This window comes from Kitasatospora sp. NPDC058032 (genome assembly GCF_042885845.1).
GTDB lineage: Bacteria > Actinomycetota > Actinomycetes > Streptomycetales > Streptomycetaceae > Kitasatospora.
The window spans coordinates 60,764-76,573 of the sequence record NZ_JBHVRK010000004.1 but is presented as its reverse complement, the minus strand read 5'-3'; the positions used below and the strand labels follow the sequence as shown (position 1 = coordinate 76,573).

The 15,810-nt window shown below is 71.9% G+C and carries 12 protein-coding genes; 11 read left to right on the top strand and 1 reads right to left on the bottom strand.

Annotated elements, in window-relative coordinates; all coding sequences use genetic code 11:
• Positions 1 to 13 precede the first annotated feature (13 nt).
• On the bottom strand, positions 14 to 1,150 hold the full coding sequence (locus ACFVUH_RS08085; protein ID WP_387911912.1) for a helix-turn-helix domain-containing protein: 1,137 nt from the start codon (positions 1,148 to 1,150) through the stop codon (positions 14 to 16).
• 282 nt (positions 1,151 to 1,432) lie between these two features.
• Between ACFVUH_RS08085 and ACFVUH_RS08080 the strand changes: the two genes are divergently transcribed.
• From ACFVUH_RS08080 to ACFVUH_RS08030, 11 genes are all read left to right on the top strand, one after another.
• Complete coding sequence (locus ACFVUH_RS08080; RefSeq protein ID WP_387911911.1) at positions 1,433 to 2,410, top strand: hypothetical protein; 978 nt, start codon at positions 1,433 to 1,435, stop codon at positions 2,408 to 2,410.
• Positions 2,411 to 2,458: 48 nt separating this feature from the next.
• Positions 2,459 to 3,955, top strand: coding sequence for an amino acid permease (locus ACFVUH_RS08075; RefSeq protein WP_387911910.1), 1,497 nt, complete (start codon positions 2,459 to 2,461; stop codon positions 3,953 to 3,955).
• Positions 3,952 to 5,391, top strand: a complete 1,440-nt coding sequence (locus ACFVUH_RS08070; protein ID WP_387911908.1) for a glutamine synthetase family protein — start codon at positions 3,952 to 3,954, stop codon at positions 5,389 to 5,391. Before ACFVUH_RS08075 ends, ACFVUH_RS08070 begins: the two co-directional genes overlap by 4 nt.
• 87 nt (positions 5,392 to 5,478) lie before the next feature.
• Complete coding sequence (locus ACFVUH_RS08065; protein ID WP_387911907.1) at positions 5,479 to 6,999, top strand: Mur ligase domain-containing protein; 1,521 nt, start codon at positions 5,479 to 5,481, stop codon at positions 6,997 to 6,999.
• A gap of 237 nt (positions 7,000 to 7,236) precedes the next feature.
• On the top strand, positions 7,237 to 8,091 hold the full coding sequence (locus ACFVUH_RS08060; protein ID WP_387911906.1) for a phosphotransferase family protein: 855 nt from the start codon (positions 7,237 to 7,239) through the stop codon (positions 8,089 to 8,091).
• 166 nt (positions 8,092 to 8,257) lie between these two features.
• Positions 8,258 to 8,737, top strand: a complete 480-nt coding sequence (locus ACFVUH_RS08055; protein ID WP_387911904.1) for a hypothetical protein — start codon at positions 8,258 to 8,260, stop codon at positions 8,735 to 8,737.
• A 32-nt stretch (positions 8,738 to 8,769) separates the two neighbouring features.
• Positions 8,770 to 10,584 carry a glycoside hydrolase family 15 protein gene (locus ACFVUH_RS08050; RefSeq protein ID WP_387911902.1) on the top strand — a complete coding sequence of 605 codons (1,815 nt, stop codon included), beginning with the start codon at positions 8,770 to 8,772 and terminating at the stop codon, positions 10,582 to 10,584.
• A 143-nt stretch (positions 10,585 to 10,727) separates the two neighbouring features.
• Positions 10,728 to 12,704, top strand: coding sequence for a tetratricopeptide repeat protein (locus ACFVUH_RS08045; protein WP_387911900.1), 1,977 nt, complete (start codon positions 10,728 to 10,730; stop codon positions 12,702 to 12,704).
• Positions 12,701 to 13,825 (top strand): hypothetical protein, encoded by a 1,125-nt coding sequence (locus ACFVUH_RS08040; RefSeq protein WP_387911898.1) that lies wholly within the window; start codon positions 12,701 to 12,703, stop codon positions 13,823 to 13,825. The genes ACFVUH_RS08045 and ACFVUH_RS08040 overlap by 4 nt, the downstream gene beginning before the upstream one ends.
• A complete protein-coding gene (locus ACFVUH_RS08035) occupies positions 13,822 to 14,961 on the top strand; it encodes a hypothetical protein (RefSeq protein ID WP_387911897.1) in 1,140 nt (379 codons plus the stop codon). The genes ACFVUH_RS08040 and ACFVUH_RS08035 overlap by 4 nt, the downstream gene beginning before the upstream one ends.
• A gap of 569 nt (positions 14,962 to 15,530) precedes the next feature.
• On the top strand, positions 15,531 to 15,698 hold the full coding sequence (locus tag ACFVUH_RS08030) for an FxLD family lanthipeptide (protein WP_387911895.1): 168 nt from the start codon (positions 15,531 to 15,533) through the stop codon (positions 15,696 to 15,698).
• The last annotated feature ends 112 nt before the right edge of the window (positions 15,699 to 15,810 follow it).

Genomic DNA, 15,810 nt, shown 5'->3' with positions numbered 1-15,810 from the left:
TCTTCTCCTTCGATCAGGGCGCCGCCAGCAAGGACAGCAGCCGGTCGTGAAGTTCCAGTACCTGAACTTCCCGCCGCCAGGGTTTCAGCTCCCGGGCAGCGGCGAACACTAGGTTCATTCCCCCTCCGCCGCGAGTGTGTTCGAGTTCGTCGACAGCTTGGTCCAGTACTTCGAGTGCGCCGTCGACCTGTCGTTGCCGGATGAGGGCCAGAGCGAGGTTTCCCAGCACGATCGTGCGGGACTTCTGGCGGCGCCCCAGGCTTCTGGCGACCGACTCCAGATCATCCTGCGCTCGGCGGAGCTGACCGAGTTCGAGGTAGCACGAACCGGTGAGTCGACCGACCTGTTCTGGCGAGACGAGGCCGGTGGCGGAGCCAGCGCCGAAGTGGGCCAGTTGGTTCTGGGCGAGACCGATACTCCTCTCGCACTCCGCTCGGTCGCCGAGCATGGCGTGCGCCTCGCCGGCGTGCAGGAGCGCCAGCCCCGCTAGCACTGGGTTCACCGGTGCTGCTCGTCGCGCCGCTGCTTCGGCGAGCGCGAGACCAGTCGATGCGTCCTTGGTGCCGTACAGATCAACGTAGCTCGACCGAAGGAGGGCGTGGCTCTCCAGGGCGGGATCCTGCAAACGGCGAGCGATGGCAGCGGCCTGGGAGTAGTACTTGCGCGCACCCCCGTGGTCGCGTCGCTGCGAGGCGTCCCAAACCAGCTTCCCCATCAGGGTGCCCGTCTCGGCCTGGAGCGCCAGGATGTCCCGCTGTTGCGGCCCGCCACGAGACCGGCGGGCCAGCTGGTCGAGACGGGCGAAGTGCTGGCCTGCTTCGGCAAGCAGACTCGACGACGGGACACGCTCATAACGCCGTTCGAGATCCAGGTACATGATCCTCAGCTCGTCGGGCGATGCTTCGGCGTGGTTGTCGGTCTCGGCCTCCGGCCGGCGGTTGTCGAGCCGTCCGGCGAAGAGGGCTTCGAGTTCCGTGGGGGAGCGTCCGAGAGCATTGCCGAGCGACGGGATCTGCCACGGCTGTGGTGTTGCCTTGCCTGCTTCCCAACGGTGCACTGTCGAGCGGTCGATACCGAGCCGCTCGGCCAACGTCTCCTGAGTGAAGCCCGCCCCCCGGCGCCACTGGGCGAGCAGCCCAACCCGCTTCATCGCGACTCCCGAACTTTGTCTTCCGGAAAGGCCGCAGCTCACGGCCTGGTTTCTCGCATGGATGCCACACGATGCAACAAATCTGCACTGTTGAGGCGCCGTTGTCTGCTGATTCCGTATGACCCGCACATGAAAGTGATCTCTCGGCTCGGTGCGTGCCGGGCGCCAGAACCGTACAAGCGCGCCTGCTGCCCCTTCGCTCCCTGAACGGAGCTGCCCGTCGGGCCCGTTCAGGAACTACCCACCACCATTTGCCATGTCCATGCATGGGAGGACTGATCCGTGATCGTGGCGTCTTCGACCCGTCCGGTGTACCACCCTGCGGGGCTGGACGATGCGTTGCGGGCTGCGGTGGACGACCTGCGGGCGGGGCGCTGGTGGTCGACCGGCCGGTTGCTGGCGGCAACTGGCGAGGACTGGGGGCGTCGTACCTCTCGTACGCAGGTGCTGGCAGTGGTGGCCGCCCGGTCCACCGTGCTCGCCGACTGGGGGCGCGAGGACCCGGAGAGCCCGGGGCTGGCTATCCTTCGCACGCGGGTCGCGGTCGAGCACGCCTTGACCGCGGCCGAGGCCCGGTCTCCGCAGGCTCGCCGTCTGGAGCGGGCGGCACGTGAGTCGTGCTGGGCCGCCGCCGAGGCCGTGCCCTCGGACCCCGTGCCGTGGGTGTGTCTCCTCGCTCTGGCCGTGCTGGACCGTTCCAGGGCCTTCCCTGAGCATCGGCAGCCGTCGTTGGACCCGATGCTTCCGCCGGGCCCGTGGGGGCTGCTCCGCGAGGCGCTGCGGCGCGATCCCGGCAACCGGGAGGCTCACCACCGGATGCTGCGCTACTGGCAGCAGTTCTGGCGGCCGGCGGCGGCCGACTTCGTGAACGTCGCTTCGTCGACGGCGCCGGCCGGGTCGCCGCTCGCCGCGCTGCCGTTGTACCTGTCGGTCGAGCGTTACCGCAATGAGCCGAGGCGGAACGCGGTGGTGCTGCGGCAGTGGCTGCGGGAGCCGCACTTCTCCCGGACTCAGCGAGCGTACGAGAGTTGGACCGTATCGGTTCCCGGGTCGTGGCCGGTCGCCGATCTCAGCTACCTCGCCCATGCGCTGTGGGCGTCGGCCCAGATGGGCCCGGCCGTCCGGGTGTTCGCCACGCTCGGTCCGTTCGCCTCGCGGGCCCCCTGGAGCTTGGTCGCCGACTCGCCGGATCGGGCCGAGGCACTGCTGCTGACGGCTCGCGAGCAGGCTCTCGCCGGCCGGGCGACCGCCTTGGCCTGACCCTCTTGCCCACTGCTCATCTTCTTCCCCGCACGGAGGTCGACGTCGATGTCCTCTGCCCACGCTGTCCCGTCCGATGAGGAACGGCTTCGCCAACTTGGCTACGAGCCCAAGCTGATCAGGAGAATGGGCGAGTTCGGCAACTTCGCCAGCAGTTTCTCCGTCATCAGCATCCTGTCCGGCTGTATGACGATGTTCTCGTTCGGCCTGAACACCGGCGGGCCGGCGGTGATGTTCTGGGGCTGGATCGGCGTCGGCGCAATGGTGCTCTTCGTCGGCCTGGCCTTGGCCGAGGTGACCTCCGCCTACCCGACCTCCGGTGGCCTGTACTTCATGGCGCACCAGCTCGGCGGACCGCGGTGGGGCTGGCTGGTCGGCTGGCTCAACCTGCTCGGGCTGATCGGCGGGATCTGCGGCATCGACTATGGCGCCGCGTCGTTCATCGGGGCCTTCCTCAACCTCCAGTTCGGCTACGAGCCCACCCCCGCGGGCCTGTTCGGGATCTTCGCTGCCGTCCTGCTGCTCCACGCGCTGCTCAACCTGCCGAACGTGCGACGGGTCGCCTTCCTCAACAGCGTCTCGGTGTGGTGGCACATCGGCGGCGTCGTGCTGATCGTCGGAGCGCTGGCGATCGTCCCCAGCGGGCACCAGGACGCCGACTGGGTGGTTGGGCACTTCGTCAACAACACAGGCTGGAGCAACCCGATCTACGCGAGTGCGGTCGGTCTGCTGCTGGCGCAGTACACCTTCTCGGGCTACGACGCCTCCGCGCACATGTCCGAGGAGACCACCCGGGCGGCGGTGTCCGCACCGCGCGGGATCGTCCGCTCGATCTGGGTGAGCTGGATCGCCGGTGCCGTCCTGCTGGCCGGCATGCTGTTCGCCGTCCAGGACTACGACGCCGTCCTCGGCACGAGCACCGGCGTGCCGCCCGCGCAGATCTTCATCGATGCGCTCGGGACGACCGGTGGCAAGGTGCTCCTGGCGGTGGTGATCGTGGCGCAGCTGTTCTGTGGCAACGCGGAGACTGCGGCCAGCAGCCGGATGGTGTTCGCCTTCGCGCGGGACGGGGCGCTGCCTGCCTCGGGCCTGTGGAGCCGGGTGTCGGAGCGTACGGGGACGCCGGTGGCCGGGGTGTGGTTGTCGGTGGGGGCGGCGTTGGTGCTCGCGTTGCCGTCGTTGTACAGCACGACCGCGTACGGCGCGGTGACCGCGGTCAACGTGGTCGGCATGACGCCGGCGTACGCGGTGCCGGTCTACCTGCGGCTGCGCAGGGGACGCCGGTTCTGTCCCGGGCCGTGGAACCTGGGCCGGCGCGGTCCGGTGATCGGGTGGATCGCGGTGGGCTGGGTGGTGGTGGTGAGCGTGCTGGTGTGCCTGCCGCAGTCCTATCCGGTGACCGTCGACACCTTCAACTACGCGCCTGTCGCGCTCCTCGTGGTGCTGGTGCTGGCGTGGGCATGGTGGCTCAAGGCCGGGCGCGCGTACGCGCCGCCGGTCCAGCAGTCGGCCGAGCTTGTCGAGCTGACCGAGGAGGTCGTGTGACCAGCCGCCGACGCAACGGTCGTACGAAGCCGACGGTGCGCACCGCCCGAAGCCGCGCAGCTGGCAGCTCGGCAGTGGTGGCCTCGCCGACCGGTCCGCTCGCCCGCCTGGTGGCCACCTTCGGCATTGAGACGGTGCTGCTGGCGACGGTCGATGTGCAGGGCCGGCTCAAGGGCAAGGAGTACGACGCGGCCGGGCTGGTGCGGCGGCTGCGGTCGGGGTCGCTGTCCCCGGAGATGTGTGGGTACGTGCTCGGCACCGACCTGGGCATGACCCCAGCGAGCAGCGGGCCGTTCTCCTGGTCGAGCGGCTTCGGCGACATCTCTCTGCTGCCCCATCTGCAGCAGGCCCGGGTGTTGCCGTGGCTGCCTGCCACGGCGCTGGTCCTCGCCGAGCCGATCGGCGGCGGGTGGCCCCACCCGCTGGCCCCGGGCACGGTGCTGGACGACCAGTTGCACCGGCTCGCCGAGTACGGCGTCGTGCCCGCGGTGGGGATCGAGACGGAGTTCGTGCTCTACGAGGGCAGCCCCAGGGACGCGGCGGCGGCCGGTTGGAGGGGGCTTCGCCCTGCTGCGTGGGACAACCGCGACTACGCCCTCGACAGCCCCGGTCCGGTGAGGGAGTTCGGCCGCCGGCTCCGGCAGGTCCTCGCGGGTGCCGGCCTGCCGGTCGAGGCGGTCAAGGGCGAGGGCGCGCCCGGCCAGGTGGAGGTCACCGTTCCGTACGGGGAGGTGCTGGCGGCGTGCGAGCAGCATGTGCTGTTCAAGCATGCCGCGAAGACGATCGCGGACGAGCAGGGGATGACGGCGTCGTTCATGGCGGCCCCCTCCACCGGGGTCGGCAGCGGCCTGCACCTGCACGTGTCGCTGGCCGACTTCGACGGCCGGCCACTGCTGGCCGTCGACCCGCAGGACGGCACCGAACTTGGCGACCTGGGCGAGCAGGCGGTGGCCGGGCTGCTGGCCGTGCTGCCCGAGGCCGCTCCGCTGTGGGCGCCGTACGTGAACAGCTACAAGCGCCTCGGCTACCACTCCTTTGCCCCGGCCCGCCTCACCTGGGGCCGGGACAACCGGACGTGCGCGATCCGGGTGGTTGGCCACGGCCGGAGCCTGCGGCTGGAGGTGCGTCTGCCGGGCGCGGACGCCAACCCCTACCTGGCACTGGCGGCGGTGTTCGCCGGGATCCGGCACGGCATCGAGGCCGGCCTCAAGCCCCCGCCGGCCACCAGCGGCGACGCCTACGAGACCCGCGACATGTCGCTGGTGCCACGGTCGTTGGAGGAAGCCCTCGGCTTCTTCGAGACCAGTGTGCTGGCCGGGGAGCTGTTCGGCGAGCCGGTGGTCGCACACCTGGCCCGCGTCGCCCGCATGGATCTGGACCACCACGCCACCCGCGTCACCGATGCCGAGGTGGAGCGCGGTCTCGTCCAGGCCTGAGCCCCGGGCCGGCGGCGGGTCGACCTTCCTCCCCGTCACCGGCCCGGTCCAACCCCCACCGCACAATTCCCCGCTGGAGAGCCCCTGATGAGCACCATCGAACGCTCCAATACTCAGCCCGCTACCGAGCCGAGGCCGGCCGTTCCCACCCTGCTGGCCGCCGCCTATCTGGTCGACGTGTCCGATCCCGGCATGGAGGGCCTGGCCTTGTGGCTGGCCGGAGCCGGAGCCGACGTCACCGGCAGCGTCCCCGAGTCCGGGCAACACAGCCCGGTCGTGGCCACCCTCAGACAGGCCGGCGTCCGGGTGACGGTCGGGTTCGACGCCGGGCACCTGCGCACCGACCACACCGCGGTGGTCTGGTCGGGCGTGACGGTGAGATCCCACCCGGAGCTGGACCGCGCCCGGGCGCTGCGCCTGCCGATCCTCGGCCGGGCCCTCGCGCTCAAGGCGATCACCTCCCAGGCCGGTACCGGTGTGATGGCGGTGACGGGCAGCCACAGCACCGCGACCGCGGCGGCGGCCCTTGCGGCCGTCCTCGACGACGGCGAGACCGGCTGGATCCTGACCGCCCCGGCCCGCGGGGGCACCGCCGGACATGCGGGCGGTGGACGGCTCGTCGTCGACTACTGCCCGGACACCGCCACCCACGAGGCCGCCCCGCCCGCCGCCTGGCAGCAGCGCCCCGCGCCGCCTCTCGTCCGCGGCGAGCCGCGCTTGCCCGCCGCGCTCATCCTGTCCACCGACGCGAACGCCCCGCACTACGAGGACGCCATCGAGGGCCTCAACGCGGCCGAGCGCCTCGCCCGGCGGGCCGACACCGTCGTTCTGCCGACCTGGGACATGGGCGTGGGGATCCTGAGAGAGCGCCTGGCCTGCCAGCCCGGCCCGCAGGTGGTCACCGTCGGCCTCAACCCGGACGACACCGTGTGGATCATGGCGTTGCTGTGGACCGGCGACGACTACCGGGCGACCCTGCGCTTCCAGGAACGCAACCACACTGTCATCCTGCCGGTCGTCGGCCGCCACCACGCGCTGGCGGCGTGCGCCGCCGTCGCCACCGCCCTGGTCCTCGGCGAGGACCCCAAGGCCGTGGTGGAGCGCGCCGGCCGCTTCGCCGGCGTCGAGCGGTCGCTGGCCGTACTCGGAACACAGTGCGGCGTCACCGTCGTGGACTCCCGCGCCCGCCACCCTCGCGAGGTCGCCGCGGACGTCGTGGCCGCCCGGATGCTGACCGAGGGCGAGGTCGTCGTCGTCCTGGAGCCAGACGGCATCGCCCGCACCGTTGCCCATGGCACGGCCCTCGGCACGGCCTTGGGCGATGCCGACCGCGCGGTGCTGCTGTCGGTCAGCACGCCCTTGGCCTCCTATCACGGGCACGACCCGCTGGACGCCGTCGAGCAGGCCGCCCTCCACGTCCTCGGACAGGGCACGGTGAACCGGATCCGCTCCGGGCCGTGCGAGCCGGGGCCGGAGCAGCGGCTCTACGAGACGACCGCCCAGGGCGACCTCGTCCTGATCGTCGGGACCGGCCAGGCCGCCCGGCTCGGCCCGCGGGCGCTGTTCCACCTCGGCGCCCCCAACGCTCCGATCCCGCACGATCTGTGAACCGCTCGGACCCGCCCGAGGGAGGACTCGCCGTGACCCTCGGCCTGTGCTTCCAGTACCGGGCCGGCGTCTCCCTACCCGTGCCCAGCGGCGTTCCCCCCGCCCGCCTGCCCGCCCACGCCGGGCATAGCGCGCGAACCCCGTTCTGAAAGGTGCATTGTGACCCCCGACGAGAGCCGTGCAGCCGTCATCGACACGGCCTGGCGCCAAGGCCTCGATCCCGGCGGAGCCGTCCTTATGCAACCCGGTCCTCACCACACCTGGCGTCTGCCCAAGTCCGGGGCCGTCGCCAAGGTATGGTCCCCGGGCACCACGACCGAAGCCGCCCTGCGCGAGACGCGGATCGCCCAGTGGCTGCTGCGCTGCGGCATCCAGGCACCGCGTCCGGTCGGCACCCGCGCCTTCCCGCTCGTGCACATCGCCCGGTACTACCTCCAGGTCACCTTCGCCGAAGACCTCGGCCGCCACCCGCCCGGCCCGGCCGACCTCGCCGCCGTCCTGCGGCACCTGCACAGACTGGACGTACCCGCCAACCTGGGCCTGGCGAAGTTCGCCCCCCTCACAGCTCTGTCCCGGCGCCTGAGGGATCTGCCCGCTGGCACGCTCTCCCCCGACCACGACCGTCGTCTGCGGGTCCTGATGGCCGAGACCCGGACAGCCTGGCGCGCCACGTCCTGGGGTTCGCTGTGTGTGATCCACGGCGACGCGACCCCGAGCAACTGCATCGTCACCCCACGCGGACCGGCGCTGATCGACTTCGAGGGAACGGCGATCGGCCCCCGGGAGTGGGACCTGGCCGCCCCCGGGTGGAGCCGCGACGTCTACGGCACACCAGCCGGAGCGTACGACGAATTCACCGCCGTCTACGGGCAGGACATCACCGCCCACGACGACGGCCGCACCTACCGCGATGTGCTGACCCCCGTCTTCGCGATCAGCGCATGGCTCTACCTCGCCGAGTACTCCCGCACCGAGCCGGACCTCCGGCCCGAAGCCGACCGCCGCCTGCGCACCCTGCTGGCCGACCCCCTGCCACCGTTCCCGTGGAACTGGCGACCCGCCGCCCGCGCCAAGGCCGAGGCCGCAAAGTGACCACCGCCGCAGGGCCGGTACCTGTTCCGGCCGACCGGCTGAACATCCGCTCCACCGCACCACCCCATGGCGGCCGTTTCGGGCCAGGGCCGCATCCCTTCAACCTCGGAGACCAGATGATCACACCATCCGTCCGTCACCGGGCCGCCCGACCCGGCGGCGCCCCGTGACCCTGCGCTACATCGAGGTGCCCAACGAGTTCGAGCCGGACGGCCGTGCGTCGGTGTTCCTCGCCGGGGAGACGATCGGCTGCCCGGACTGGCAGTCCGAGGCGGTCGGCCTGCTCGCCGACGCGGGCTTCGACGGCACGGTTCTCAGCCCGAGGCCGTCGCGCAATCCGGCCAGCGACCCCTACGCCGCGTGGCTGCCGGGCGGCTGGCAGGACCGCAACATCCGGCGCACGGATGTCGTCCTGTTCTGGCGCCCGATCGGCCACGTCCGCATTCACGACTGCTACGAGGCCCACCTGTTCAGCCCGTATGGCGGTGCCGTGGCCGTGGGCTGCGACCCCGCGGAAGCCGCCCAGCGGGCCACCCGCGCCCGGCTCGCGCAGCTCATGCCGTGGCTTCCCGTCGCCGGCACCCTCGCCGACACCGTCACCGCCGCCCTCGCCGCCCTCGCGGCTCCGGCCCCCACCCGGGGCTGACCGCCGAACTCCCCGCCCACGTCAGGACTTCCATGCTCCGCGCACCCAGCTCGTTCCGGATCGAGGACCTCGCGTTCCTCGGCAACACGCGCTCCGCCGCCCTGATCCGCCCGGACGGCACCATCAACTGGGCCTGCCTGCCCGCCTTCGACTCCCCACCGGTGTTCACCTCTCTGCTCGGCACCGAAGAGCACGGCCTGTGGCGCGTGGGCCCCGCCGTCTATGACGGCACCCCGCCGCCGGCCGCCGACCGCCGCGAGTACGTCGGCGACACCCTCGTCCTGCGCCAGGAGTGGGACACCACCACCGGCACTGTCGCCGTCACCGACTTCATGCCCGCGCCCACGACCAGCGGTGCGGCGGACCCCCGGATCATCCGGATCGTCGAAGGCGTCTCGGGTGTGGTCCGTGTCGCCTCCGTCTTCCGGCCCCGCGCCGACTACGGCGCCTCGGTTCCGCGGATCCAGCGCACCAACTACGGTGGCGCCCCCCTGCTGTCGGCGACCTCCGACACGGACACCTTCTGGCTGCAGAGCCCGCAGCACACCGTCAACCGCGACGGCATCTGCCGGGCCGACTTCGCCGTCCACGCCGGCCAGCGCGTCGCGCTCACCCTCACCTGGAAGCCCGCCAACCGGCCCGTGCCCATCGCCCCCGACGCCACCGCCGAACTGGAGGCCACGGTCAAATTCTGGGATCAATGGGCGGCCAGCTGCACCTATCACGGCCCGAACCGATCGGCCGTGATCCGCTCCGCCATCACCCTCAAAGCCATGTGCCACCCGAACGGCGGCGTCGTCGCAGCCCCCACCACCTCCCTGCCCGAACGGATCGGCGGCGAACGGAACTGGGACTACCGTTACGTCTGGCTACGCGACAGCGCGCTGACGATCGCCACCCTGCTACGACTCGGCCACCTCGACGAGGCCCGGAACTGGCGCACGTGGCTCACCGACACCCTCGAACCCGAACGCCTCCAGCCGATCTACCGTCTCAACGGCGACACCAACCTCGACGAACAGGTCCTCACCCACCTGCCCGGCTACGAGGGCTCCCAGCCGGTGCGCACCGGCAACGGCGCCGCCGACCAGCTCCAACTCGACGTCTTCGGCTCCCTCGCCGACACCCTGCTGCTCGCCGAGGACTCCGGCCTGCCGCCCTCCTCCCAGATCGACGGCCTGCTCCTGGCGCTCGTCGACCAGGTGGCACGGCGCTGGCGGGAGCCCGACGAGGGCATCTGGGAGATCCGAGGCCCGGCCCAGCACTTCACCTACTCCAAGGTCATGTGCTGGGTCGCCGTGGACCGGACCCTGCGACTGCTGGAGCAGCGCCCCGCCACCGCCCCCGCCGTGCTCACCCGCCTCGCCCACCTGCGCGAGGAGATCCACACCGACGTCTGCACCCGTGGGGTCGATGCCGAACGCGGCGTGTTCACCCAGTACTACGGTGGCTGGTCCCTCGACGCCTCCCTCCTACTCATCCCCCTCGTCGGATTCCTGCCACCCGACGACAAGCGCGTCATCCGCACCATCGAAGCCGTCCAGCACGACCTCACCGAGCACGGCCTCGTGCTGCGCTACTCCACCCGTGAGGCGGCCAGCGGCAACGTCGATGGGCTCTGCGGTCAAGAAGGCGCTTTCCTCGCCTGTTCGTTCTGGCTGGTCCAGAGCCTCGTCGCCCTCGACCGGCACGCCGAGGCCCGCGACCTGTTCGACCGGCTGCTGGACCTGCGCAGCGAACTCGGCCTGCTCGCCGAGGAGTACGACCCCCGCGTCCGCCGGCAGCTCGGGAACTACCCCCAAGGGTTCTCGCACTGGGCGCTGGCCGACGCGGCCGTGGTGGCGTAGTGGGCAGCGGCGAGGTGACCAACAGCATCGGCGGGTCCGGGGTGGGTGCCGCCGTCCAAGCCGGCCACATCACCGGGGACGTACACCTCCATCCGGGCCCGCTGCCGCGCCCGATACCGCGCCAAGTCGCGCCCGTTCCGCCCGTGTTCACCGACCGACAGGAGGACATGATCGCCCTGGACACGGCCCTCGGCCGGGCGGAGGCCGTCGAAGCGTCGCCCGTCGTGGTGATCACCGGCCCCGACGGCGTCGGCAAGCGCGCCCTCGCCGCCAAGTGGGCACACCGCCTCGCCGCCAGCTACCCGGACGGACAGTTGGTGGCCCGGCTGCGCGCGGGATCCCCGGGCGGCCCGGCTCCGACCGCCGAGATCGCTCGTGCGCTCCTGCGCTCGCTCGGCCTCGGCGACCACGCGCCCCTGCCCTGGAACGACCAGGACCTGATCGGCCTGTGGCGCAGCGAGACCGCCGGGCGGCGTGTTCTGGTGCTGTTGGAGGACGCCGCCGACGCCGGGCAGGTGCTGCCGCTGGTGCCGGCCACGCCGGGTTGCCTGGTGGTGGTCACCAGTCGAGAGCCGCTGCCGGCGCTGCTGGCCCACGGTGCCGTCCACCACCGCCTCGGACCGCTGAGCGCCGAACACGGCCTCGCCCTGCTGTCCCGGATCGTCGGCGAGGATCGCACCCGCCGCGACCCGGCAGCGGCGTCGGCGCTCGTCGACGTCCACGGCGGGATGCCGCTGGCCATCGCGCTCGCCGCCGCCGACCTCGTTCTCCACCCCGACCGTTCCCTACGTACCGGCCTGCCCCAGCCTTCCCCCTCAAGGCCGACCCGATCGGACAATCCCGTGCGCGACGCCGTAACCTCCTCCCTCGCCCACCTGTCGCCCTTGGACGCCGACTTCCTCCGGCGGCTCGCCCTGGTCCCGGCCCCGGACCTCGACATCGCCTCCAGCGCCGCCGCCACCGGCACCACCCGCGCCCAGGCCCGTGAACGCCTCACCGAACTCGCCACCCGGGGGCTGCTCGACACCGCCCGCCGCGCCGCCGTCCGCGGCGACCTCTACACCCTGCGGCCCTCCGTCCGCGACGCCGCGCTCGGCACGGGATCACCCGTCCTGCTGGCCGCCGCCGAAGCCTGCGCCGGCTACCTCGCCCACCTGCTCCAGGCCGCCCGCGCCTGCGCCCAGCTCCTCACCCCTCACCACCGCGTCCTGCCTCGACCTTCGCTGGGGCGCCCGGTCGAGCCGGTCCGCTTCGCCAACAGGCACGAGGCTCTCGCCTGGCTGGAGGCCATCGCCCCCGCTGTCGGCCCGGCCATGATCACCGCCGTCGACTGCGGCGACCCGGCGATTGCCTGCGCGCTCGCCTCCGATCTCTGGCCCCTCTTCCACTACCACCGCGACGTCCCGATGTGGATCACCGTGTACGAGAGCGGGCTGCGCGCCGCGCTGCGCTGGGGCGACCCGATGGCGATCCGCGAGATGTCCTCCACCCTCGCCCTCGGCCTGGTCGCCGCCGAACGCCACACCGCGGCCATCGACCACTACCAGCGGGCAACCACGCTGGCCCGGGCCGCAGGCGACCGCACCGGAGTAGCCCAGTACACCTCCGGCATCGGCGCTGCCCTCCACGACGCCGGACGGTACGCCGACGCCGAGGAGCACCTCATGGAGGCCGTCGTCCTCTACAGCGACCTCGACGACCGCCGGGGCGCCGGTCTCGCCGAGACGCTCCTCGGCTCCGCCATCGCCCGCCAGGGCAACACCGACCTCGCCCTCCCGCTCCTCCACCAGGCCCGCACCGACCTCGCCGGCCTCCAGATGCCCGACCCGCTCAACGCCGCAAGGGCCCTGGCCTACCTCGGCGAGGGGTACTCGATCGCCGGCCACCACGACCTGGCGGTTGCCGCGCTCACCCAGGCCCGGGAGGAGTTCGCCGACATCGGGCACCGCCATTGGACCGCCCGCAGCACCGAATTCCTCGGCCAAGCTGCCCAACGCGCCGGGCTGTCGGACGACGCCACCGACTGGTACACCGCCAGCCGCACCCAGTACGCGGCCCTCGGTAGTACCCGCGACGTGCGGCGGCTGCACGAACGCCTGCTCGCCCTGGGCGCGGGATGACCGGCAGGAACACGCCCACCAACGCCGTCCCGCTGTGGAGCGCTGACAGTGCGACACGTACCGCGTTCGGAGAACCTTGCCCGCGGTGCGGGACGCGGACCGTCCTCAGCCAGGCACAGCACGGCCTGCTTGCCCTGATCGCCGACGGCCTGACCCGCCTTGAGATCAGCCGGCGCCTGAAACTGACCGAGCGACAGGTCGCCCGGCGCACCATCCTGCTCCTGCGCTGGCTCGGTGCCCGCAACCAGGCTCAGGCGGTCGACATCGGGTGCCGGGCCGGGCTGCTCCGGCTGCGGGCGGACCTGCGGCCCATTCGGGTGACAGTGCTGCAGAGGTATGTGCTACTCGCCCTCGGCCGCGGACACACCCGACCCGAGACGGTGGAGCTCCTGGGGATCGGCCGCGCCGCCCTCAACAAGGCCCTGTCGGGCATCCAACGCGCCCTGGGCCTGGCCGATCGTCGGCTGCGGACCCGCCTCCTCCTCTACCTGCTGCACAGCCTGCAGGCCCTGCCTGAAGGCCACCCCTGCCGCTGCCACCCCGACGAGGCACTGGCCTCGCCGCAGGAACTCGCATGCCTGCGTGCCGCCGCGGCCCTCCCTCCCGATCCTCCCGACCCCGTGTACGGCCGCCCCTGCCCCCGCTGCGAGAAGCGCACAGTGCTGACCCCCGCCCTGCACCAGACCCTCACGCTGGTCGCCTGCGGCGCAACGAACGAGGAGATCGGCCTGGCGCTCGGCGGCGGCCGGGAGGACGGCGTCCACCACATTTCCGCGCTGAGGACCGAGTTCGACGCCAAATCCCGGGCCCAGATCGTCGACCGCGGATGGTGCCACGGCTTCCTCGACCCACCGACCGTTCTGCCCGACGTGTCGACGGGCCTGGACAACCGTGACTCCGACGCCATGATCGAGATCGCCGACGGTAGCGGCATCGAGCGTGCGGCGCAGTCGGTGCAGCTCACCACCCGCACCCTCGTCCGCCGACTCCGCGACCTCCACACGCGCCTCGGGACCACCGGCCACCATCACACCGTCGAGGCCGTCCACATCCTTCACGCCCTCGGCGGCGTCCTTCCGAACCACCATCCCTGTGAGTGCAGGCGCGGGCAGGCGGCATGACGAACCTCCTGATCCCTGCCACCGACGGCCGGCTGTCGCGTCGCGCCCTTGGCTGGGCCTGCCCGCACTGCGGCGAGCGCCTCGCCCTGACCTGGGACCAGCAGCAGGCGATGACGCTCATCGCCTACGGCGCGTCCAGCCGGGAGATCGCCCTACAGCTCGGACTCGGCTCCGCGAACCCGGACTCCACCGCCGCCGACCAGCTGGTGGCCCGGGCCCTGGACAACCTGGGAGCGGCCAGCCGCTCCCAAGGCGTCGACATCGCCTACCGGGCGATGCTCCTGCCCGCCCCCAAGCGGGCCACGCCGCTGAACCGCGACCTGACCCACGACGAGCGCGAGATCATGCGGTGCCTCGTCTTCGGCCACACCGTCACCGAGACCGCCGCCCTCCTCCGGCTCAAACGTGCACGGGTCGAGTACGTCCTCGGCCGGCTCACCGCGGAGCTGGCGATCCCCGAAGGCCCGGGCCGCACCGTCACGACCGTCCACCGCTTGCACGGGGCCCGGCTGCTACCCGACAACCACCCCTGCCGGTGCCTGCTCGCCGCCGACCCGGCCGCCGAGCGCTGGGTGCGGGGCATCCCCTGCCCCTCCTGTCGCGTGCGGCCCGTGCTGACCAGCGTCGACCACACCGTCCTCGGCCTGCTCGCCGCAGGCAGGAGCGACCAGGAGATCGGCGAGCACTTCGGCACCACGAGGGTCGGCGGAACCCGCCGGGTCCAAAAGACGCTCTGGGCCATGGGCGCCGCCGGACGCGTCCATGCCGTCGACATCGGCTGCCGAACCCGCCTCCTCGCCCCGCCGACGGACCCCCGCGACCCTCGGGAGCTGGTCAAGCCGCACGACCTGCACACCATGGAGGAACTCGTCCAGGGATACACGCTCGCGGACCTCGCCGAACACGGCGGTCCTAGCCGCCGTGCGCTCAAATCGCAGATGACCCGGTTCTACGAGCGACTCGGCACGAACGCAGCCTCACCCTGCCTGGCCGCCTACACGCTGCACGGGCTTGGTGTCCTGCCCCGAGAGCACCCGTGCCAGTGCGGCACTCCCTCACGGGACGATCTTCCCCCGCAACCCAACGGCACGGCCGACGGCTCCGCGACCCAGGACTATGGAGCCCTCCAGCCATGAAATCCGCACACCTCGTACAGGGACCACGGCGGGGATGTTCACCGAACTCACGGTGGCCCGCGCGCAGGTCAGGCCGCTATCTCGGCCCTCAGTCTCGCCAGGGCGTCGTCCGCCTGGTCCCGGACGGGCACCTCCCCACGGTGCCCCCGCTGCGCGGCGACGAGTGCGTCAGGACGGTGCTGCAGTCGCGCCCCTACCTGAAGGCCGGGCACACCGCGGTCGACACACGCCACGTCCTGTCCTCGGGCCTCGGGAATCCTCCACGACGTCGAGACCCTGGCGGAGACCTCTGCGGAGCAGATCCGGACCCCCTTCGATTGGGACCGTCTGCGCTAAAGCGTCACGCACCGCGCCGTCGTCTCCCCGCACGGCATCACCGCGACCGGTATCGGCGACGCGATGCCTTGGCGCGGGATTCCGCGTGCCGGCCCCACGCCCGCCATCCGCCGCCTGCCACCGCGCAGGTCCTCAGCTCCCGCGACGGTGCGACCCCCGACGTTCGCGGGCCCCTGGAGCCGGTGCAGGACCGCCCGGCTCGCTCACCGTACGACCAACCGAAAGGAAGATCCGTGAGCATCACCCTGCCTGAGATCCCCGAGGCGACCACCACCGTGGCGGACGACTTCGACTTGGACGTCGAGCTGCTGGAGGTTCTCGACCCCGCGCACCTGGTCCAGATGACCGACGACAACTGCGGCAGCACCTGCGAGAAGTCCACCTGCATCAGCGCCGTCTGACCTGCGGTCGGGCGCCCACACCGGCCACCGGCACCCCCCGCCGGCCCCCCGCCCCCACCCCCCCCCAAAGCAACCACGACAGACCACCGGCCAAAAGCACCCGCCACCACAC